General features: G+C 46.5%; 18 protein-coding genes and 2 tRNA genes. 6 read left to right on the forward strand and 14 right to left on the reverse strand.

Annotated elements, in window-relative coordinates:
- Positions 1 to 121: 121 nt before the first annotated feature.
- Both D6M16_RS05340 and D6M16_RS05345 read left to right on the forward strand, forming a co-directional pair.
- Positions 122 to 2944 (forward strand): Hsp70 family protein, encoded by a 2823-nt coding sequence (locus D6M16_RS05340; protein WP_120510903.1) that lies wholly within the window; start codon positions 122 to 124, stop codon positions 2942 to 2944.
- Between the two features lie 116 nt (positions 2945 to 3060).
- The gene (locus D6M16_RS05345; RefSeq protein ID WP_027252139.1) at positions 3061 to 3264 is read left to right on the forward strand and encodes a helix-turn-helix domain-containing protein; all 204 of its coding nucleotides are present in this window, start codon (positions 3061 to 3063) and stop codon (positions 3262 to 3264) included.
- A 60-nt stretch (positions 3265 to 3324) separates the two neighbouring features.
- Here the strand turns inward: D6M16_RS05345 and D6M16_RS05350 are convergent, their stop codons facing one another.
- Positions 3325 to 3630 (reverse strand): hypothetical protein, encoded by a 306-nt coding sequence (locus D6M16_RS05350; protein ID WP_120510904.1) that lies wholly within the window; start codon positions 3628 to 3630, stop codon positions 3325 to 3327.
- Between the two features lie 555 nt (positions 3631 to 4185).
- Here D6M16_RS05350 and D6M16_RS05355 point away from each other — a divergent pair.
- From D6M16_RS05355 to D6M16_RS05365, 3 genes are all read left to right on the forward strand, one after another.
- A tRNA-Pro gene (locus D6M16_RS05355) sits at positions 4186 to 4262 on the forward strand.
- Between the two features lie 741 nt (positions 4263 to 5003).
- Positions 5004 to 6485, forward strand: a complete 1482-nt coding sequence (locus D6M16_RS05360) for an alanine/glycine:cation symporter family protein (protein WP_120510905.1) — start codon at positions 5004 to 5006, stop codon at positions 6483 to 6485.
- 492 nt (positions 6486 to 6977) lie between these two features.
- On the forward strand, positions 6978 to 9512 hold the full coding sequence (locus D6M16_RS05365) for a glycosyl hydrolase family 18 protein (RefSeq protein ID WP_162940935.1): 2535 nt from the start codon (positions 6978 to 6980) through the stop codon (positions 9510 to 9512).
- A 235-nt stretch (positions 9513 to 9747) separates the two neighbouring features.
- Here the strand turns inward: D6M16_RS05365 and D6M16_RS05370 are convergent, their stop codons facing one another.
- The 8 genes from D6M16_RS05370 to D6M16_RS05405 all read right to left on the reverse strand — a co-directional run bounded on the left by D6M16_RS05370 (position 9748) and on the right by D6M16_RS05405 (position 16791).
- A complete protein-coding gene (locus D6M16_RS05370) occupies positions 9748 to 11370 on the reverse strand; it encodes a peptide ABC transporter substrate-binding protein (protein WP_120510906.1) in 1623 nt (540 codons plus the stop codon).
- A gap of 173 nt (positions 11371 to 11543) precedes the next feature.
- Positions 11544 to 11879 (reverse strand): hypothetical protein, encoded by a 336-nt coding sequence (locus D6M16_RS05375; protein WP_120510907.1) that lies wholly within the window; start codon positions 11877 to 11879, stop codon positions 11544 to 11546.
- Between the two features lie 127 nt (positions 11880 to 12006).
- Complete coding sequence (locus tag D6M16_RS05380; protein ID WP_120511879.1) at positions 12007 to 12618, reverse strand: HAD family hydrolase; 612 nt, start codon at positions 12616 to 12618, stop codon at positions 12007 to 12009.
- An 89-nt stretch (positions 12619 to 12707) separates the two neighbouring features.
- Positions 12708 to 13505 carry a transporter substrate-binding domain-containing protein gene (locus D6M16_RS05385; RefSeq protein WP_120510908.1) on the reverse strand — a complete coding sequence of 266 codons (798 nt, stop codon included), beginning with the start codon at positions 13503 to 13505 and terminating at the stop codon, positions 12708 to 12710.
- 279 nt (positions 13506 to 13784) lie between these two features.
- Entirely contained in the window at positions 13785 to 14495 is a 711-nt protein-coding gene (locus tag D6M16_RS05390; RefSeq protein WP_120510909.1) for a helix-turn-helix transcriptional regulator, read from the reverse strand.
- Positions 14496 to 14969: 474 nt separating this feature from the next.
- Positions 14970 to 15380, reverse strand: coding sequence for an ester cyclase (locus D6M16_RS05395; RefSeq protein ID WP_120510910.1), 411 nt, complete (start codon positions 15378 to 15380; stop codon positions 14970 to 14972).
- Positions 15381 to 15609: 229 nt separating this feature from the next.
- Positions 15610 to 15975, reverse strand: a complete 366-nt coding sequence (locus D6M16_RS05400; RefSeq protein WP_120510911.1) for a hypothetical protein — start codon at positions 15973 to 15975, stop codon at positions 15610 to 15612.
- Between the two features lie 159 nt (positions 15976 to 16134).
- Complete coding sequence (locus D6M16_RS05405) at positions 16135 to 16791, reverse strand: HAD family hydrolase (protein WP_120510912.1); 657 nt, start codon at positions 16789 to 16791, stop codon at positions 16135 to 16137.
- A 308-nt stretch (positions 16792 to 17099) separates the two neighbouring features.
- On the opposite strand from D6M16_RS05405, the gene D6M16_RS05410 reads away from it, so the two are divergent.
- Positions 17100 to 17411, forward strand: a complete 312-nt coding sequence (locus D6M16_RS05410; protein ID WP_120510913.1) for a high-potential iron-sulfur protein — start codon at positions 17100 to 17102, stop codon at positions 17409 to 17411.
- Positions 17412 to 17497: 86 nt separating this feature from the next.
- Here the strand turns inward: D6M16_RS05410 and D6M16_RS05415 are convergent.
- The 5 genes from D6M16_RS05415 to ihfA form a co-directional block, all read right to left on the reverse strand.
- A tRNA-Cys gene (locus tag D6M16_RS05415) sits at positions 17498 to 17571 on the reverse strand.
- 124 nt (positions 17572 to 17695) lie between these two features.
- Complete coding sequence (btuD, locus tag D6M16_RS05420; RefSeq protein ID WP_120510914.1) at positions 17696 to 18475, reverse strand: vitamin B12 ABC transporter ATP-binding protein BtuD; 780 nt, start codon at positions 18473 to 18475, stop codon at positions 17696 to 17698.
- 8 nt (positions 18476 to 18483) lie between these two features.
- On the reverse strand, positions 18484 to 19476 hold the full coding sequence (btuC, locus tag D6M16_RS05425; protein WP_120510915.1) for a vitamin B12 ABC transporter permease BtuC: 993 nt from the start codon (positions 19474 to 19476) through the stop codon (positions 18484 to 18486).
- Positions 19477 to 19632: 156 nt separating this feature from the next.
- The gene (locus tag D6M16_RS05430; RefSeq protein WP_120510916.1) at positions 19633 to 20679 is read right to left on the reverse strand and encodes a succinylglutamate desuccinylase; all 1047 of its coding nucleotides are present in this window, start codon (positions 20677 to 20679) and stop codon (positions 19633 to 19635) included.
- Between the two features lie 261 nt (positions 20680 to 20940).
- Entirely contained in the window at positions 20941 to 21237 is a 297-nt protein-coding gene (ihfA, locus tag D6M16_RS05435; RefSeq protein ID WP_027252117.1) for an integration host factor subunit alpha, read from the reverse strand.
- Between the last annotated feature and the right edge of the window lie 89 nt (positions 21238 to 21326).

A 21326-nucleotide genomic window follows, 5' to 3' on the forward strand; every position in this document is an offset into this window, starting at 1 on the left:
CTTTCTCAGATGATATTTCGACGGCGCATTCATTGCGCCGTTATTTTACCCAGCTTACCCAGTCTCAGCCACATGCTAGTTACAAGGTAACTTCTGAGTAAAAACAGGCACGGAGTCTTACATGTCTTCTCCCCGATATTTAGTGGGTATAGATTTAGGCACAACACATACCGTTGTCGCCTATTGCCCTATTACTTCAGATCTTCAACATGAAGCTGTAAAGATTTTTGACATCGACCAGCTCATCGCCCCTGGTGAAGTGGCGCGCAAACCCCTTTTACCCTCGTTCAGATACCATCCGACAACCGGTGAAATAGCACCTGACCTGTGTGTTCTGCCCTGGGATAACAAGCCCGTTAATGGCGACTTTCCCGAGGCAATCATAGGGGAATATGCCCGCGAATTAGGGGCCAAAGTTGAAGGCAGACAAGTCACTAGTGCAAAAAGCTGGCTATCTCATACGGGCGTTGATCGCAATCAGCCCATTCTGCCATGGGCAGCCAGCAGCGGTGTGCAAAAAGTATCGCCGGTTATTGCCAGTGCCAGTTACCTGAACCATGTTCGTCAGTGCTGGGACTACCATCACCCGCAAGACAAGCTTGCACACCAGGACGTTGTTATTACCATACCCGCATCTTTTGACGAAGGCGCCAGAGCGCTAACGATAGAAGCAGCCAAACTGGCCGGACTGAGCAATATGGTGCTGCTTGAGGAACCACAGGCTGTGTGCTACGACTGGTATTCCCGTCATCACAATGAAGCGGAAAATCTGTTGCAAGATATACCGCTTTTGATGGTGTGCGACATTGGCGGCGGCACCACAGACCTCAGCCTGATTAAAGTCAGCTACCAGAATGAAAGACTCAAGCTTGATCGCATCGGCGTTGGTGACCATCTGATGCTGGGTGGGGATAACCTGGATTTGGCACTCGCCCATCAGACAGAGAATGCTCTGCACACCGATGGCAAGCGACTGAGCGCTGCTGGTCTGTCGAAACTCATTCAGCAAACACGTCGTGCAAAGGAACAACTGCTGGCAAAAAATGCACCAGATCAGCTGAACGTGACGCTGCTTGGCGGTGGATCGAAGCTGATTGGCGGCAGCCGCTCTGCGGTGATCACCCGGAAGCAAGTCAACCACATCGCGCTCGACGGTTTTTTCCCTATCAGTGCATTTGATGAACACCCAAGTCAGCGTCAAAGTGCGGTTGTGGAATTCGGCTTACCCTATGCCTCAGATCCGGCCATCTCCAAACATCTGGCACATTTCATCAGCGAACATCACGTCGCCTGTCGTGATGCTCTGGGGTTAACCGACGCCAACAGCGACGAATCGAATAAAGCGATTCCCCCTGCCATTCTGCTCAATGGCGGCGTATTCAACAGCCCTGTATTGTCTGAACGTATTGAGGCTGTTTTTGCCCACTGGAAAGGAGCGAAAGTCACCTGCCTGGACAATCCGCATCCCGATCTGGCTGTCGCATACGGCGCCGTCGCGTATGCAAAAGCCAGACACGGTGCACAGCTGAAAATTGGAGGAGGATCGGCGCGCTCCTTTTTCCTCGATCTGCATACGCAACCGGCTCATTCTGGTATTTGCCTGTTACCACGAGGCACTGAAGAAGGCGTTGAAGTTGCATTGTCAGACAGAAAATTCGCGCTGACATTAGGTGAACCGGTTCGTTTTAATCTGTATGCCTCTTCAGATGATACGCCAACTTCAGCCGGTGATATTCTTCCTCTGGATAAACCACATATGACCTCACTGCCCCCCTTTGTTATTACCCTGGACAGCGAGACCGACAGAGAATCACTGGCAGCAAACCAGAAAGACAGGGTTGATGTTACCCTTGCCTGTCAGCTCACTGAAGTGGGCACATTGCAATTGGAGTGCGTCAGCGTAGATATGCCAGGCAAACGATGGCGGGTTGAGTTTTCCGTACGGAAAACAGCTGCTGTGGATAATCTTCTTGATGCAAGTGAAGATATTCCCCATCCAACCGCCTTGCAATCAGCCCGAATCGCTATTCAGAAAGCATACGGCGGCAGCAAAAAACACGCAGATGAAAAACCCGTAAAAACACTCAGAAACGATCTGGAAAAGTATCTGGGTAAGCGTGAAGACTGGGAAATGCCAGCATTAAGAGCCTTGGCCGACACCTTGCTTGACAGCAAAAAACGGCGACGCCGTTCCGCTGTACATGAGCGAAACTGGCTGAAACTGACAGGCTATACATTAAGACCCGGTTTTGGTGACCCGGTTGATGACTGGCGCATGAATCAAGTTTGGGCGCTGTATCAGCACAATCTGCAATTTCACCAGTCTACTCAGAGCTGGAATGACTGGTGGATATTCTGGCGTCGTGTGGCTGGTGGCCTTAATCAGGCGCAGCAAGAAATCATTTACAAAGACATCGCCAAATACATTAATCCGAGCGCGGCCCGCAATCCTAAATTAGCGAAAGAGATGCAAGAGCGAGGTTATGAGCAAATGGTGCGTTTAGCTGCCTCTCTTGAGCACATCGCATTTAACAAGAAGCTGCAGCTGATCGAATGGCTATTCTCACGATTGCAAAAACCACAATTTGCGCAGGCGCATTGGTGGGCAATTGGCAGAATTGGCAGTCGCTTCCCTCTATATGGAAGCCGGCATAACCTGTTAACGGCACAGCATATCAGCTACTGCCTGCCGGAATTATTAGATTCTGACTGGAGAGATGAACCTGATATCGCCCTTGCCGCCGTCATGATGTGCCGAAAAACTGGTGACCGTACGCTTGATATTGATGACGAGTTACGCCAGAAAGTCATCAGTAAGCTGCAGGCGAGCAAGGCACCGGAGCGCTGGATCGACATGGTGGCAGAACATAAAATATTGACCCAGGAAGAAAACCAGCGTGTTTACGGCGATTCGCTGCCCACAGGACTCATACTACTGAAGTAAATATTCGCTTATTAAGCTTACGTTAGGGTATGACTGATACTATATCGGGAATCAGAACTGCCGGTCAGTCATACCCAGCAGGCCTATAAAGGAATAACAAGCGAGTAGTTTTGGCTATGACACGTGAACAATTTAAAGTAATCTCTGAGCGTATTTTCAAGTCCCAAAATCAACGTACTGCTGTTGAAGCTGTCGTCTTCGAAGGTTTATCCAGCTATGAAGCCGAGAAGCGCTACGGTGTACCGAAAGGGACTCTCTCACGCAACGTCCGTAAATATAAAAATGAAGTCGACTACATCACGACAGTCACTGAAGCATAATAAAAAAGGAGAGTATTACTCTCCTTTTTTATTATATATAGCAATCAGATAGACGTTCGGTTATTCCTCAGCCTGAGAGCCCATCAACTCTTCAGGATGAACACCGTCTTTTTCCATCAATGCCAGAATCTCAATCATTCTTACCTGACGAGCTTCTTCTTTAAATTCGTTCAATACAGCTATCAAATCATTTATTTTCTGTAGCGGAATTCGCTTAATGACAGCACGCTGTCTGCCTGGTACTTCGTCTGCAAAGTCAATCAGTGCCTGACGATAGTCAGTTCTGGCCTCTTGCAGATGTTTCCCGTTTTCAACATTCTTTAGCATCGCACTGAGTGCTTTTTCCGCATCCGAAAAGTTAGCCATGAATTACCTCTAAACACTATTCTAATAAAGAGCACTTTCTTGCCATCGACTAACAGATTCATGACACTGGTTGTGCTATTTGAAATAGAGCAAAATTAATAAAATTAAACCAAGATCCCAAGATATCTCATAAGACCCATATTCTGCCGAAAAACTAACGCTATGACTTCCGCTGCGCGTATGTGAGAAGAGTAGTACGCTCACTTAATTATAATAGAGAACTCTAACGAGGGTGTAAGAGTAGCAGCAGTAATTAAATAATACTCTCAGTCTTCGTTATTGTGAACATAATTTTTGTGTCCTTGACAATTCTCTGACCAAAAAATGATTTCAGCGATTATCGGACAATGTTTCTCAGCTCTTCTATCGCACGTTTAATTGGGTGTATCTGCCGGATACCGTGTAAGCCGTTGCTGCCACCACAAATACCCATTCTTCATCATAATCAGCCAACAGCTAATCAATCGATGAAATAATAGCCTGATTCTCAGCAATTTAGCTTTGCCAAAAGCAGTCAGTATTGGTACTATGCTCCTCAGTTAGCAAGCCTTTTGGCGGACATTAGCGCAGTTTGGTAGCGCACTACTCTGGGGGAGTAGGGGTCGCTGGTTCAAATCCAGTATGTCCGACCAAAAGGCTTTTTTGTTTCATCCTTCTCTTCTTTATTTGTTTCCCCTCGAATTTTTTTCAAATCTTTTTTTAGCAACTGCTGCTTCAGTCTATCATTGGCTCTATTCCCAAAGGAGCATGATATGGAACAGGCACCATATTGCAAAGAATGCGGTCAACACGAAGAGTTCATAGTCATTGATGAACATCTGTTTGTTTGCATATGTGGTTACCAATTCAGTTGTATCTTAATCAGCACGAAGAAAAATGCCATGGTGTCTCCCTGCCCCTCTCCACCTTTTGATCATCAAGTGCATTAACCAGATGGCACCATCGGTGAAAACGATCTCTCTCAGTCGGCTAAAAGCACAATCTCCTTAGTAACGTGACAGTGTTATGATTTGATAAATGACGTTAAATTTAGTTTAAAATTCCGTTAACAGCAAATTAATCCTGTTTTGAGTTTCCACTGACAGCATAGACAACAAGAACAACATAAGCATTTGTTTTAATTGAGTATAAAAATACTCGCCATGTAATAACCTTCATGTATGGCTGTAAAATTCCATTAAAAACGTGATCTATGTCCTGAGCCATTTGCGGAATTTTGTGCTACCTTCTCGCACGAAAATTAAGTCACTATTACACATTCGGGGACACCTCTTCATCTCGCTGCATAAGCCAGTAAGCTGAATCATTCCCTTCATTTAGGACAATTATTGTTGTCCTGCTTCTTAGTCAATATGACATCACAGGATCATTCTATGGATGCAACGATTAACAATTGGCTCGCCATTCTCAACAAACAATTAATGGACATCATTGGCGACATTAACGGGCTACTATGGGGCCACCTTCTTGTATATCTGCTGGTTGCTGTAGGTATCTATTTTACTTTTCGCCTCGGTTTCATTCAGATCAGACAGTTTCGTCATGCCATCAGTGTTTTGAAAAAAGGCAGAGATGTGGAATCTGGTATCAGTTCTTATCAGATATTTTGCACCTCGATGGCGGCCCGTGTGGGTACCGGCAATATGGCGGGTGTCGCGGTCGCACTGACCGTTGGCGGACCGGGTGCCATTTTCTGGATGTGGGTGATGGCCCTGCTGGGAATGGCGACCGCTTTTGTGGAATCCACACTTGCGCAAGTTTATAAAGTAAAAGATGTAGACGGGCAGTACCGTGGTGGCCCAGCCTATTACATGGAGCAGGGGCTTGGTGCCCGCTGGATGGGCACCCTGTTCTCCATCTGTCTGATTATTGCTTTCGGATTAGTCTTCAATGCCGTTCAGGCAAACACCATTACAGCTGCACTCAACCATTCTTTTGAGATTGACCGTAAGTATGTAGGACTGGCCATTGTGGTGTGTTCTGCCTTCTTCATCATGGGCGGATTAAAATCTATCGCGCAAGCTTCTGCTCGCATCGTGCCGATTATGGCGGTCGGATATCTGGCTATCGCCTGCCTGATTGTCATCATGAACCTGTCTGAACTGCCTGCCGCAATCTCACTGATTGTGAAAAGTGCTTTTGGTTGGCAAGAAGCTGCAGCTGGCGGCGTGGCCTATACCATTGCGCAGGCAATGCAAAGCGGTATCGCTCGTGGTCTGTTCTCCAACGAAGCTGGTATGGGCTCAGCAGCAAATGTCGCAGCCAGTGCAACACCCAACCCTAACCACCCTGCATCACAAGGCTTTGTTCAGATGCTGGGCGTATTTGCAGACACCATTGTTATTTGTACGGCTTCAGCCGCGATGATTATGCTGTCAGGTGTGATGGATCAGCCTGATGCTGCTTCTGGTATCGGTCTGCTGCAACAAGCACTGACCAATGAGTTAGGCAGCTGGACAACCTATTTCATGGCAGCTGCTATCATTCTGTTCTGCTTTACTTCCATTATTGCTAATTACAGTTACGCAGAAACAAATATTATGTTCCTGAACGGCAATACGAAGAAGGGCCTGTTTACATTCAGAATCATTGTTCTGGCTATGGTGCTGTTTGGCTCAATCGCCTCACTGCCTGTTGTATGGAACATGGCCGATGCATCCATGGGCATGATGGCGCTGATTAACATTGCTGCGCTTGTGCTGTTGTCTAATCTGGCTATCAAAGTGATCAAAGATTACGAAGTACAAGTGAAAAATGGTCAAGTGCCAACGTTTGACCGCAGTAAGTTCCCGGAGCTTAGCGATCTAAACGGTGCCTGGCATCCTAAGCCTGATACAGCAAAAGAATCACGCTAAATCAGCAAGACAATGCTAATTCAAACAAGCCAGTTTTTCTGGCTTGTTTTCTTTTAACTGGCATTTATATTCTTGTTCAGACGTTTCTGATTAATAAAAACGTTGCTAGCCCACCAGATGCACTTTCTCGTAAGCACGTAAACTCAGAACACTATTGCTCCTGCATTAGTAGAACAATCTCATCTCATTGATAATTAATAAGTATTGATATTATTTCACCATCCACACATAACCATCTTATTGCAGTGAACTTATTTTAATTAATTTATAAACTGAGTTAAAACCAAGGGGTTTCTCGTTTTCATATCATTACCACGTGCTGGTTACGGTTAAATATTCACCACAAATGCAAAAAAGATCACATTAATTAACATTTTTATCATTTAATTAACTTTCTTGCTTTGAGAAAAAAAGAAACTGTTCTATTTATTTAAGAGCAATGACCAACATGTCATTTGCTCTTTAGATTGTTTCGACTCAAGGAAGAAAGCAATGTTATTAAACAAGTTTAGCTTGGTGGCACTCTCTGTTGCCGCCGCGACTATGTCCTGCAGCGTGCTTGCCGCACCGGGCGCCCCTCAACTCGCATGGATGGAAACAGACTATGCCATCGTTGAAGTAGATCAGGCTGCAACAGCCTACAAAGATCTTGTCACAGTGAAAACGGCAGCAGATGTACCGGTAGCCTGGCAACGTTATTCGGGCGAAACGGCTGACCATTGGAAAGTAAAACTCAATGGCAGCGTGGTCTTTGAGGAAAGTATTGATCCGGCCTCCAGCGGTGAAGGATCAACAACATTGTCCATCTCTCAGGGTGGCCAATACTCGTTAACCGTCGAATTATGTAGTGGTTCTGGCACTGAAGAAGCCTGTAGCAGCAGCCCGGCTACCAACATAGTAGTAGCAGATACAGACGGCAGCCATCTCGATCCACTCCCTATGAATGTCGATCCTAACAACGGCAACTACTCTACGCCTGCAGATACCGTTGTCGGTGCCTATTTTGTTGAGTGGGGAGTCTTTGGCCGTAAATTCACCGTCGACAAGATCCCAGCCCAGAACCTGACACATATTCTGTACGGCTTCATCCCAGTTTGTGGTCCGAATGAATCACTGGGCGAGATTGAGAGTGGCAATAGTTTAGCAGCACTGGAGCGAGCTTGTGCTGGCACACCAGATTTTGAAGTCGCCATTCACGATCCCTGGGCTGCTGTCCAAATGCCACAACCACAGTCTGGCCATACCTACAGCACACCATACAAAGGCAACTATGGTCAGTTGATGGCACTGAAGCAACGCTACCCGGATCTCAAAGTTATCCCTTCGATTGGTGGCTGGACACTGTCTGATCCTTTCTTCTCTTTCACCGATAAATCCAAGCGCGATGTCTTTGTTGCCAGTGTGAAGAAATTCCTGCAAACCTGGAAATTCTTTGATGGTGTCGACATTGACTGGGAGTTCCCGGGCGGAAAAGGTGCCAATACTACGCTGGGCGATCCGGTTAACGACGGCCCGGCATACGTCGCGCTGATGCGAGAACTGCGCACTATGCTGGATGGACTGGAAGCCGAAACGGGACGTCAGTACGAACTGACTTCTGCAATTGGTGTTGGTTACGACAAAATTGATGTTGTTAACTACGCTGAAGCGTCTCAGTACATGGACTACATCTTCAACATGAGTTACGACTTCTACGGCGGCTGGAGTAACGTCTTAGGTCACCAGACGGCGCTGAACTGCGGCAGTCATCTGACAGCGGATCAATGTAACGGTACAGGTGTTGATGAGAACGGTGAACCACGTCAAGGCCCGGCTTACACCACTGCACATGGTGTCGAGCGTCTGCTTGCTCAGGGCGTACCAGCTAACAAACTGGTTGTAGGTGCGGCCATGTATGCCCGTGGCTGGACTGGTGTAACACAAGCCAGCATGACAGATCCAAGCAACCCAATGACAGGTGTAGGTAATGGCCCTGTCGCAGGTTCCTGGGAAGCTGGCGTAATCGACTATAAAGATGTTGTCACACGCTATGTAAATAAAGCCGGCGTCGTACTGGGCTACGATGAGCAAGCTGAAGCGCCATGGGCTTATGATCCCAGTAACGGCGATTTAGTCACCTACGACAGCCCGCGTTCTATCATGGCTAAAGGTCAGTATGTGCGTGACCTGGGACTTGCCGGTCTGTTTGCATGGGAAATTGACGCTGACAATGGTGACATTCTGAATGCGATGCAAGAATCCCTGGCTGGCGCACCTGCCGGCAACCGGGCACCTGTTGCACGTGCAGGCGCCGATCTGCAAGTAAACACTGCCGCCACTGTGACCCTGGACGGTTCTTCATCAACAGACAGTGATGGTCAGATTGCCAGCTATCAGTGGGTACAAACCAGTGGGCCGGCACTGACCTTGTCTGATGCGAACAGTGCTGCTGCAAGTGTTTCTGTGCCAGATGTCACTGTTGATACTCAGTATGTCTTTACCCTGACGGTCACAGATAACGAAGGGGCGACGGCAACCGACAGTGTCACAGTCACGGCCAAAGCTCCGGGAGCACAAAATACAGCACCTGTCGCATCACTGACAGGCCCAGGTACAGCCAATGCAGGTGATGTGGTTACCCTTGATGCCTCGCAGTCCGCTGATGCCGATGGCGATACCCTGACCTACGACTGGACTGTCCCTGCAGGTGTAAATGCCGTTGTTAATGGTTCAAGCCTGAGCTTTACGGCTGGTAGCTATACTGCTGATACAGTATTGTCTTTCAGTGTGAGCGTTTCAGACGGAACGGCTAGCGACGCATCCTCTCTGACTGTAACCGTTGCAAAAGACGACAGTGGAACAGGTGGTGAAGGTGATTTCCCAGCCTATGTGGAAGGCACTGCGTATCAGGCCGGTGATCAAGTGTCCAACGGTGGCCTGAACTTTGAATGTAAACCCTACCCTTATTCTGGTTGGTGTTCAGGTGCAGCATGGGCCTATGAACCTGGCGTGGGCGTATACTGGCAGGATGCCTGGACTCAGCTTTAATGATTCATTGTTCCGCTTGAACAGATAGTAATCTTTAAAAGGTTCATCTAAAGTAAAGCCACTCGTTTTACAGCGAGTGGCTTTTTAATGCGTTTTAACAATATCCAATCATCTGGGCTTAACTATAAGCTACTGCACGAACTTATGAACAACAGACGGGTCTGTCTGCCATCCTTACCCGACAAAAGAACACGTATCAGTGATTTAAAAAGCCTGTAAAAACAGGCTTTTCAGATCACTTAGCGATGAAGTACATGTCCTTGGCATAAATGTTGCCCTTCGGGTTATTGTCCGGAAACCCTTTCAGGTGACTTTTCACCAGCCTTGTGTGGTTATAGTGGTAGATTGGCATGATCGGTGAATATAGATCGAGAATATGTTCTGCTTCGCGGTAAATGCCATACCTTTTCTTCTCATCGGCAATGTCAGCGGCCTGCTTCAGCAATGCGTCAAATTCCTTATTACAGAACCCGGTTTCATTACTGACGTGTCCGCAGGTGAAGCTACTGAGCACAGAGGAAGGTTCTGCATAATCGCCAAAAGCATAAGAGCGTGCAACGGCATAATCACCCGCCGCTTTTGCTGCCAGGTAAGCATTCCATTCCATGTTTTCCAGCTTGACACTCACATCCAGAGACTTCCACATAGAGGCAATTGCCAGTGCCAGCTTTTTATGATTTTCACTGGTGTTATAGGTCAGCGTGACATTCAAAGGGTGGCTCTTGCTATAGCCCGCCTTTGCCAACAGCACTTTCGCTTCACTCATTCGCTCGTCATGGCTCTGAGACTTAAACGCCGGAGTAAAATTTTGATAATTTGGAATGATATCCGGTACGACGGAGAAAGCCTCTGGCTCGCCCTGCCCCGTCACTTTTTGCACCAACACATCCCTGTCTATCGCCATACTCAGTGCACGGCGTACGTCAGCATTATCAAATGGAGGCTGGCGGGTATTAAAAGCATACACATAAGAGCCCAGTAAGCGCAGAGATTTAATCTCTTCCGGACTGTCCTTTAGCAATTTCTGATAATACTCAAGCTGAACACGGTTCGTCATATGCACCTCACCAGCCTGATAGCGCATCAGCTCTGCACTTTGTGACGACAGCGCCAGATAGGTCACATGGTTAATAACCGTGGATGCATCATCCCTGTAATAGGGGTTGCGTGTCACTTCAACCCTTTCGTTCGGCACCCATTCTTTCAGAATATAAGCACCATTTGAGACAAAATGATCAGCGCGAGTCCACAAGTCACCGTATTGACTCACCACATGTGCTGGTACAGGAAAGAAGGTTTTGATGCTCATCAGGCTGAGAAAATACGGCGTCGGGCGGCTTAAAGTGACCTGTAGCTGATGCAGGTTGAGCGCTTTCACTCCCAGTTCAGATGCAGGTTTTTCACCCTTCAGAATTTCCTGAGCATTGGTAATGTTAGCCGTGACCAAATTAAATCCGGTATTGTTGCCTGTCGATTTCTCAACCGCCCGACGCCAAGCAAACACAAAATCAATGGCGGTCAGAGGCTGACCATCAGACCATTTCAGGTTCTTACGCAGATTAAACGTGTAGGTTTTGCCGTCATCAGACACAGCCCAGCTTTCAGCTTGCCCAGCAGTGATTTCACCCTGCAGATTTTCAATCAGTAACCCTTCAAACAAGTCATTCACTATGACATCGCCCGGGCTGCCTGAACCAACAAAACCAGGATCTAACGTACTTGGCTCTGCGCCATTTGCCCTAACCAGATGCTGCTCTTTAGCTAAAACAACCCCTTCAGGCACATTGGCGGCAACGGAATGTAGTGAAAATGAGGAAATGGCCAGCCCGATGCTGACAGTGATAAATTTCTGATTCAATGCAAAATCCTTTTCATGGCATTACGCTGTACACAAAACTCATACTAACAAGGAAACCAGTAATCGCAGTGAGCGCCGTCAAGAAGATAAAATCAGTAACAATATATAAGGGGAAAAACCCGCAAATACTGCGGGTCTTTAATTAAACATCTGGGCAAATGAAAGAAAATCAGTTACTTGGGAATGTTGAAGTTTTTTTCATTCATGCAGGTGAAAGTGTAAAAGTCTGAGCGCTCATTAAAATGGCTGAATCCCCGTCCATGACAATATGCGCCGTTAATCTCATTCATGACTGTCAGCGTTTGCTGATTATTGACAGAAAAATAGCTGTCGTTTTCACACACTACGCGAATTTTTCCGTCATCACTCTGAGAAAACGCCTTCACTTTCGCACCGCATAAGGAATAGCTGACATCGACGAAGTCATTGGCACGCTCATCGATGGATGCACTGCATCCTGCTAAAGCCAGACCAGATAATCCTACTACTATTGTTGTTAAGGCTTTCACAATCACCTCCTTACTTAATATAATATTTTGATTGTAGTGCGACCAGCATGAAAACGCATTAAAATCCTGCCACTAAATAAAAAATAAATCACATAGAATCATAAATTTAGTCAATCCTAATGTATCGCTATCGCACTGGCTTTACTGAGGTAAATTCTGCGATTGCACCATCAACGACAAGAAAACAGTCCATCCCGGCAGCTAATGCCGCTCTTCGCCCTAAGTCAGTGTCTTCAAAAACCACGCACTGATGAGGCGCCAGCCCAAGACGTTTCGCCGCTTCAAGGAAGGTATCCGGGTGAGGCTTATGATTGCAGACATCGTCAGCAGTGACCAGGGCGTCAAGTAAAGGCAAGATCTCGGTTATGGTCAGCAAATTAACCGCAGTCTCCTTGCGGCATCCGGTACCGACGGCCACTTTCTTCTGGCCTTTATGCTGCAATAAAAGATTAACAGTGGCAGGAATGATCTCTCCCTTTTGCTCCAGCGCTTCAAAAAAGCGCCATTTGGTATCAGCCACTTCCTGGATATTATGATCCGTCTGATATTTATCATTCATCATTTGCGCTGTTTTCATCGTCGGTGAACCACCCAGACTCATAAGCCACTGCGGATCAAAAGGAAGGTTGAATTGCTCGCAGGCATAGCGCCAGGCTGCGATGTGGGCTGGCATTGAGTCAATCAGCGTGCCGTCCATGTCGAAAATTAATCCCTGATACCGTGACAAATCCATATCCACCTCCAAATCAGTACGTTTCAACATAGTGACGCAAATTGCCAGTACAGATCCAGAGTAAATAACCCATTTGCCGGCACAACACAGGCTGGTTACTCGATATCCATGACAGCCAGTCCCCATTTTTCTGCTATCCGATCAAAAAATCCCTGCGTTTTCTTTAATTCTATCCATTGGTTGATGAAATTAATCCAGACTTGATCATCTCTGGGCAGCAACATTGCCAAAGGTGTCGCCCGACGCATCCCCTGAACATTGGGAATCGTTAATTGTGGAAACCGACTAATTAGCATAGCGGCTTCAATATTGGACGTCACAATGACATTGGCACGGTTTGCCAGTAATTCCTGATAAGATTTTCCGTTCTCAATAACCTGCTGCCTGGCTCTGGGAAAAAATTCTTTTACCATGGTTTCCTCAACGGCTCCGCGGCGGGAAGCCACCGTTACGGATGAGGAATTAAAATCGGCCCAGTAGCGAAAACGAGTCTGGTTGGCTTTCTGCGTCACAGGAACAAAAGCAAGGTAATAATAGGGCTGACTGTATCCGACTATCTTAGCCCGGCTGATATTGAGCGCCGCACTGCCGGTCAGGTCATATTTTTCCGTGACAATGCCACTGACCAAGGCTTTCCAGTCCGTGGCCACATATTCCACAGTCACACCAAGGTCCTTAGCCAGTTCAGTTGTGATATCTATATCGTAGCCTTTGTAGAAATTTGTCGCAGGATCCCTCATAGTCATTGGACCCCAGTCACCGGTAGTACCTACCCGGAGCACTCCCCTGTCCATGACTTTCTGTAATCGGCTCGACGCTGCATGAACCTGACTGATACACACGACAAACAGTGCTAAAGACAGCAACAACCTAAAAGATAAGGTGAATCGCATCGGACACCTCCGGAAACAACAGAACAAGCTTACTCAGCATTGAAATAAAGATAGCAGTGTCTGTGTGATCATTTTCACTTGAGGACAGAATAATTGTGTGTCAAAACTGAACGTTTCTGTATTTTTTTGTGATTTCAATTAATGCCAATATGTTGTCTTACTTATGAGAAATCATGCGTAAAAAAACTGCATTGTTTGCAATGCAGTAAAACACAATGAAGGAACTTCTACAGGAGTGTGTATATTTCCAGGCAAATTAATCAGCACTCCAATAACATGTTAATTGTGATTTAAATTGTGCTTCCTCATTCTGAATTCACCCGGTGAACATCCCATGTGCTTTTTAAAAACACGGGAGAAATAGGACACATCCTTGAAACCTGAAGAATTAGCTATCTGTGAGATTTTCTCCCGATCTGAGCTTAACAACCCACACGCCAGATCCAGCCGTTTCTTTATGATGTACTGTTTCAGCGTGACACCCATAATGCTATGAAATAACCGCGAGAAGTAGGTCGGTGAGTAATGGCAAGCACTCGCCAGTTCTTCCTCACGCAGCGGAGAGCTTAGGTTTTCATCAATAATTTTCAGTGCTGGCCGGATTGAAAGCTCACGATTTTCAAAACCAGGCTCAGCTTCATTTTCAATATTATGTGTATGCAGTCTGCTAAAGCACTCCTCCAGCTCTTGCCTGCTGGCGTTGGCAGCCAGCACATCTTCACCACCGGCCCTTAAAACATTAAGTGCCAGATTCCCATCCAGGTTATGGTATACGACAACAACCTTTGCGGCCGGGAAACGATTTTTCACTGCACGCAGCAGCTCAAATCCTTCCGATGTCGAATCTATCACTTCAAGAAAAATCAGCTCTTGCCCTGTCATTGATGACAATAACTCGTAAGGAGAAATCTCAATGACCTTGTGCGAAAGCTTCAAATTTTCTTTCGCTTCAACCTGCTTGTCATGATGACTACTGCTAACCCAAATCACATATTCACCTTAAACTGCTAGTGTCATATTCCCATGCTCTTGTGAACAAGTGCATGAATGGCGGTTGACACTCCTTGTCGATGAATAAAAATGTACTGATAAGAATTCGTATGAATATCAGGGCAAAAATGTATTTACTTTTAATAATTAACGATCAATAAACTAAATAAATCCAGCCGCTCGAGTTTGTTTCAAATATAAGCAACAATGAATAAAAACTCTGCTACCTATAAGACTTCAATAAGTTGAACAAGTTCCAATGGCCATTTTGTGTGGTTTATTATTACTTAGGATTATATAGATGCATTTTTTATCACAAAGAAATCTAACTTTTTGACATTCTATCATTGTCGCAAAAAAAGTCTCTATGACAAAAATGTCTGACATAAAGGTGTATAAACATGGCCTTTGGATAGCTAAAATACTGTTATTTCAGCCGTATATTCTTCACTTTTATAGTATAAGTGGCATAAATTACTTCACGGTACCAGATAGCTGTTTGTAGAGTTCAAAACTGCTATCCTCCAGCCAGCACTCAACAATCAAGCCATCTTCTAGCCGGAACTGGATCATACCTGTCATTTGTATCGTCTGTTTTTTACCCGGCAAATTGAACCACCCGCCATGATATTGCGCCTGACAGCGATATCGGACAACAGTCAGTGGCGGCTGACTAATGACATCTGAGATCGAGAAAACGACAGACTTAAATTTTTGCCGCCATAACAACAGATAGGAAAGGTAACTTTCATGAGACAGAGGGTGACGCCGACCGCCAGGTAAGTGAAAAACAAAAGGATCAGAGACGTACTCAGCAAGGCTGGAGCTACTCGCATTGGCCCAGATATCCAGGAACCAGGCATCAATCCAATCCTCCCTTGCCATTACAGATCTCACCTCACTACTTCAGACACAAACAACACTGACCATAAGAAAACAATCCATCTTGATTGCAAGATGCCGCATTATTAACTTAACGCCAATTTATCCCAGGCCCTCATCAAATCCTATACCCGAATGTAAAACAAACCAATAACTTCGCTCAATGTCAAATTTATCAATTATCTCACAAAATATGAATAACCATGACTATCAGGAGGAGACGTATTGGGTTCTACAGAGTGCTAACAAGATCCGTGTTTAGTGTCGTGGTACCAGAAATATCGGACATAAAAGGTTTGGCCTGCTCTTGATAGAAACGGGCTTTTTGCTTGTCCCCAAGCAGATAGTAGTTATGCGCAATTGCCTCCAACAACTCAATCAGAGCTGTTTTATCATGATATTTACTGGCCTGCCTCAGCATGGACTGAAAAATCACTATACTTGTTGCTGGCTTATTCGAAGCCATGATCCGGGATAAATCAGGCCTTATTGCTTGTAGGGGCGTTGCGCAGAAGGTATCGCTGCTGGCTGCGAGCACAGTACAGGAACCACACAGCATAGATACAATAAACACTGACTGACGGATGAAAGACATCATAACCCCTTGGCTCCCTATGCTGAATCAAAGCCATCATTATCATGTGTTATCAAACCATACGACGACTTACGTTCAGCCATGGTAATAAACTCGCATCATGGCGTAATATCTTCAGCTCGTTACCAGACATTTTGTCTGCCTGGTAACATTATTCAGCCATCAATTGATATCGAACTTGGAAAGAACAGCCTGATAAAACGACAAACTGGGAATATAAGTATGGTGACTTAACTTTTTACCGACAGCGACAAATTCATAGCCCAGTTCCTGAGAAGCTCTTTGATTCCACTCACCTTCCGCAAACACTATACGTCGCTTAAACGTCATCCCCGTATCCTGCTTTGCTCTGAATGCAGCAAGCGCCATAATTTCCGTTCTGCTGGCAGCATCTGACGAGGAGGCAAAGGTCATTTTACTTGCATCTATCCCCGCAGCTTTCAATTTCAGACGGCTTACCGCTGCCCATCCGCCACTGGTGATAGCAACATGCGTATCATCCCGGACTGCCATTTGCTCAAGAAACTCTCTGGCTCCTTTGCTCAGCACAAGCTCTTGAGGCATCGAGTGCAGCCTGGCAGCGAGATTCTCCAGATATTTTTGCTCCACCTGACGGTGAACAATAGATCGGCTTGAAAGCGCAGGATACTGATGAAGGATCTCATCTAACATGGCCGAATCCGTCACCACTCGCTCTTGATAGCGCGATTTATCCAAAGTGATGTGGAGAACGGCTTCGACGGCTTGCTGAAAACACACCATATCCATTTCTCTGGCATTCACCAAAGCACCATCCACATCCACTAACAACAGATTCATCCCTATACCTTCATTGATTTTTATCATCGGTGATAATGACGTACAGAATGAAGATGTAAACAAAATGTTTCAATAAGCAAATTGTTAAAAATCATCATTTTTTGCGTAATCTCAAAATCTTAGCGCTAAGCACTATGTTTCAAAATCTTTATCTGAACAGAAATTGATAACAAAACGCAACATACCTCAAAAACTTAACATTGTGATTTCTTAGCGAATTTGCCGATTCTTTCCCACAATTACTCAGTTCGCTGAGTAAATCTGGTGAACAGCATGTGAGCATAAATGACTATAAAAGGAAAAATGTGATGAAAACCTCAACTGACCGTCGGCGCTTTCTGCGTCTGACTATGGCAGGCATCATAGGCATCACACTGGGCGATCAGATCCTGCAGCGTAAAGCGCTGGCCAGTGAAGAACTGCCACATCTGGCAGAAGATGATGCTCAGGCAGCTGCCTTGCAATACACACATAAATCACCTCATGCAGAAAATCATTGCGGTAACTGTATGCTATTACAAGGTAATGAAGGCGATGAATGGAGACCCTGTTCAATCTTCCCTGGTAAAGCGGTGAACGTAAATGGCTGGTGCTCTGCCTGGACGGCCAAACCTGCTTAATAGACGATAAGCCCGTAGTCGCTGCGGGCTTTTTACCCTCAGAAAAAACGGAAACATTGCTTGCAGGTGATGAAGTTCGATAAGAATGGAGGCGCGTCCCGGAGTCGAACCGAGGTACACGGATTTGCAATCCGCTGCATAGCCACTCTGCCAACGCGCCTTGATGAAGCTTGTCTCAGAAGACGAAGCGCATTATCCAAATCCTGATGAGAAGTACAAGCCTTTTCTGACTGAAATCACGCAACTGATTACTTTTCCGGCCGGCAGTAACTTTCAGCGAGAAATCAGCTAAAAAACAGCCCGATTCTTCCGTTATGATTCACACGCTCAACTTGAGTGGCAAACGTCTGCGCAAGTTGTTCATTCGTCATCACCTCTTCAGGTTTTCCTTTCGCAACACAGCTCCCCCCTTTCAGCAAGATAACACTGTCTGCGAATTGCAGCGTTCGGTTCAGGTCATGATTCGCCATAACGACAGCAATACCTTGTTCGGCCATAAAATGCAGTAGTCGGTATAAAGAGACTTCCTGCCCGATATCAAGTGCTGTTGCCGGTTCATCAAGCAGTAACAGGCAACCATCCGGATTCAGTCCTGGCCAGACCTGCAAGCAGGAAGCCGCTAATCTGACCCGTTGCCACTCACCACCGGACAATTGCTGAATATGGCGATCCAGTTTGTCATCAATAGAAAGCCACCGACTGACATCCTGAATTGCCTGATTAACCTTCTCAACGTCTGCTGCCGGAATCGCGGATACCGCTAACTGCAAATAATGATAAACACCAACGGCAAAACCCGGTTTATCCTGTTGCGACAGATAACTGCGGTACCGGGCCATATCGCGAAGATCCATCTCAGACAAGCACTGACCTGCCAGTCTCACCTTGCCTGTCCCCTGAAACAGCCCGGACAGGCACTGAATAGCAGTGCTTTTCCCGCTACCGTTAGGGCCTATCAGATGAACCACTTCACCGCGCTTTACCGAGAAGCTGACCGGCAGTAATCGCCTGGCTAGCGCTATATTCTCAGCTTGTAATACACAATCCAGATCTGAACCGACCATTATCAGCCTTACTCCACTTGCGAACGCAACAGCATCCAGATAAACACAGGTGCGCCCAATGTCGTGGTCACGACGCCCACAGGTAATTCTGCCGCAGGCAGCAGTACCCGCGCCAATACATCAGCAACCGCCAGCAGCAGCGCCCCGAAACAGGCAGAAAGCGGTAGCAGGTATCGGTTTTCCGCGCCTAAAGCCAAACGCAGCAAGTGAGGAATCACCAGGCCGATAAAGCCAATCACACCCGCCATAGCGACGGATGTTCCCACTAACAAGGCTATAATCAATATCAATCGCCAACGCAGTGCAGCCACATCCAGACCCAACTGTCGTGCATGGGTTTCTCCCAGCATCAGGATATCCAGTTGACGGCCACGAGAGCATAGCCAGAACAATGCGGGAAGCAGAATGGTCAGCACGCTAAGCTGCTCCCAGGAAACACCGGCAACACTTCCCATCAGCCAGTACATCAGCTGTCTGAGATTCAGATCGTCGCTGAAATAAAACGCCCAGGTCACAACCGCCCCAGACAAAATACCCAGTGCAACGCCTATGAGCAGCAAACGCGCGGTAGACACCCTTCGGATACGGGCTAGTCCAACAAGCAGTAAAGTAAAGATCAGTGCACCCGCCATAGCAACCAGCATTGTCAGCCAGGGACCGGGCACTGAGGGAAGCAAAAACAGTAAGAGCACAAGCGCCAGGCTGGCCCCACCCGAAATACCCAGCACACCGGGCTCCGCCAGCGGATTTCCCAGTAATACCTGCAACACAGCACCAGAGGCAGCCAACGCAGCCCCAATGGCCATGGCGGCCACTAACCTTGGCATTCTGAGCTGCCATAATAATTGCTTCTCCAGCTCGCCAAAAGGCTGCCAGGGTTTCAGCCAGATCTCGCCCACCGACAATGAAAACAGACCACAGCTAACAAGCAAAATTGCAACAAGCCAAAAGCTCACTTTCCATTTATGGCGACGCTGATGAAGGATACGGTCTAAGTGCATGATGTCGTGTGTTTTCGTAAGTGAGATCCAAAGGGGAAACATACAGGGTCTTTGAAAAAATGAAAAGCAAGCCAGTTAAATTGGCTTGCTTTCAAAAGAATTTACTCAGAGGCGGCTGATAATCTCTCTGTTTTCAGCTCCTCGGAGTAGTAGTGCTTAGAATTTAGCAACGACCTGATCAGTGAGTTCAACCTCTGATTGCTTTACCAGCAAACAAGCTCTCTGCCCCAGCGCCACATTGGGATTAGGGAAAACGACAGATTCTCCCCCTTTGGCGGCCACGTATTCTTCACCGTTATCGCTGCCCAGTAACGCACCTTCTTCAAAGTAGGTAAAGTTAGCCTGATTTGCCGGAAAGGTGAAAGCGAACTGATCCGTGTGTTTAGTAAGAGTACGAGTGACCCGGTACACACATACTTTTTTGTCACCCTGATAATCTGGCAGTGATTTTTGTGAAACGAGTGCGTGCATCGCCTGATTAAAGGCGTCAAGTCGCTCTAAATCGTTCTCCCCCAGCCGTGCTACCTTGCCCAACTCCATCGTCAGTGCCTGCGCCCCATAGTTCTGAGCACTGTACCAGCTAAATGTCGGCGCCGCGGAACCTGAGAGCATCATTGCCTCAATCTCGCCGTGGTGCAGAAAATTGAACAACGCTAAGCCTCGCGTTTTATGTTCACTAAAAGGGCTGACTGCAAAGGTGTAGTGCTGCGAATCACGGATGGCACTATGCAGATCCAAATGCCAGCGCTCGACATGCTCTGATGGCGAGTTCTGAAAGAAGGTATCGACTGAGCGCTGAAGGAGGTTCGCGCGAATACGGTCAACATTCGTCTCATCATTGATACTGCCAAAAAGGCGGTTCATGTTTTCATCAATAAAGCGGGTATGGGCATTAATGGCTTCAGGGTGACCAATGATCAGCAGCAGACGATGTTCAGGCATTAAATCGCCAAGCAGGATTTTTTTCACTAACTGCTGTAGCAGTTCGATCGGACCGGTTTCATCACCGTGCACCCCAGATGAAATGACGATGTCTTTACTGGCAGCGGATAAGCCAGGTGGAATAACGGTTAAAACACCTCGCGCCGTCAACTGACATACTACGCCATTTTCTAACTGCCATTCTCCCGCCTCAAACGGCAAAGATAAATCCAGGGTCGCAGAAAGAAATTCCCCGTTTTGCACTGCCTTTAACAAAGCCATTATACCTCCTCGTCCTTGTAACAGGCATGTTCTTACAGGCGATTTCATGATTGCACGAATAACAACCAATAAAGAACACTAAAAGATGAAAGAAAATCAGTGAAATAAACTGTTTTTACTATACATCTTGGCTACATAGTTTCAACACTATATTGACGACAGCAGGCAAGAATGAGACCAAGGTATACTCTTTTTAATACTGATAAAGAAAAACCCAAGTAAACAATTCGCTTACTTGGGTTTCTTGTAGGCTCAAACCACTTATTTTTCGATTTTGATATTCTCAACGCGTGCTTTAAGCTTCTGACCAGGGCGAAAGGTCACCACTCGCCGTGCCGAGATTGGAATATCTTCACCGGTTTTAGGATTTCGTCCAGGTCGCTCGTTTTTGTCGCGCAGATCAAAATTACCAAAACCTGATAACTTAACCTGTTCGCCACACTCGAGTGCCTTTCTGATCTCCTCGAAGAAGACTTCCACCGTATCCTTGGCGTCCCGTTTGCTTAGTCCGACATTCTCAAACAGGTTCTCAGCCAATTCGGCTTTTGTGAGCGCCATAGATAACTCCCTCAAGACTATGTTGAACGAATAGTAAACATATCACTTATGCTTACTGCGAATACTTCATGTGTAGCCAGGCTGCCCAC

Origin of the sequence: Photobacterium salinisoli, assembly GCF_003614885.1 — a bacterium.
Taxonomy (GTDB): domain Bacteria; phylum Pseudomonadota; class Gammaproteobacteria; order Enterobacterales; family Vibrionaceae; genus Photobacterium; species Photobacterium salinisoli.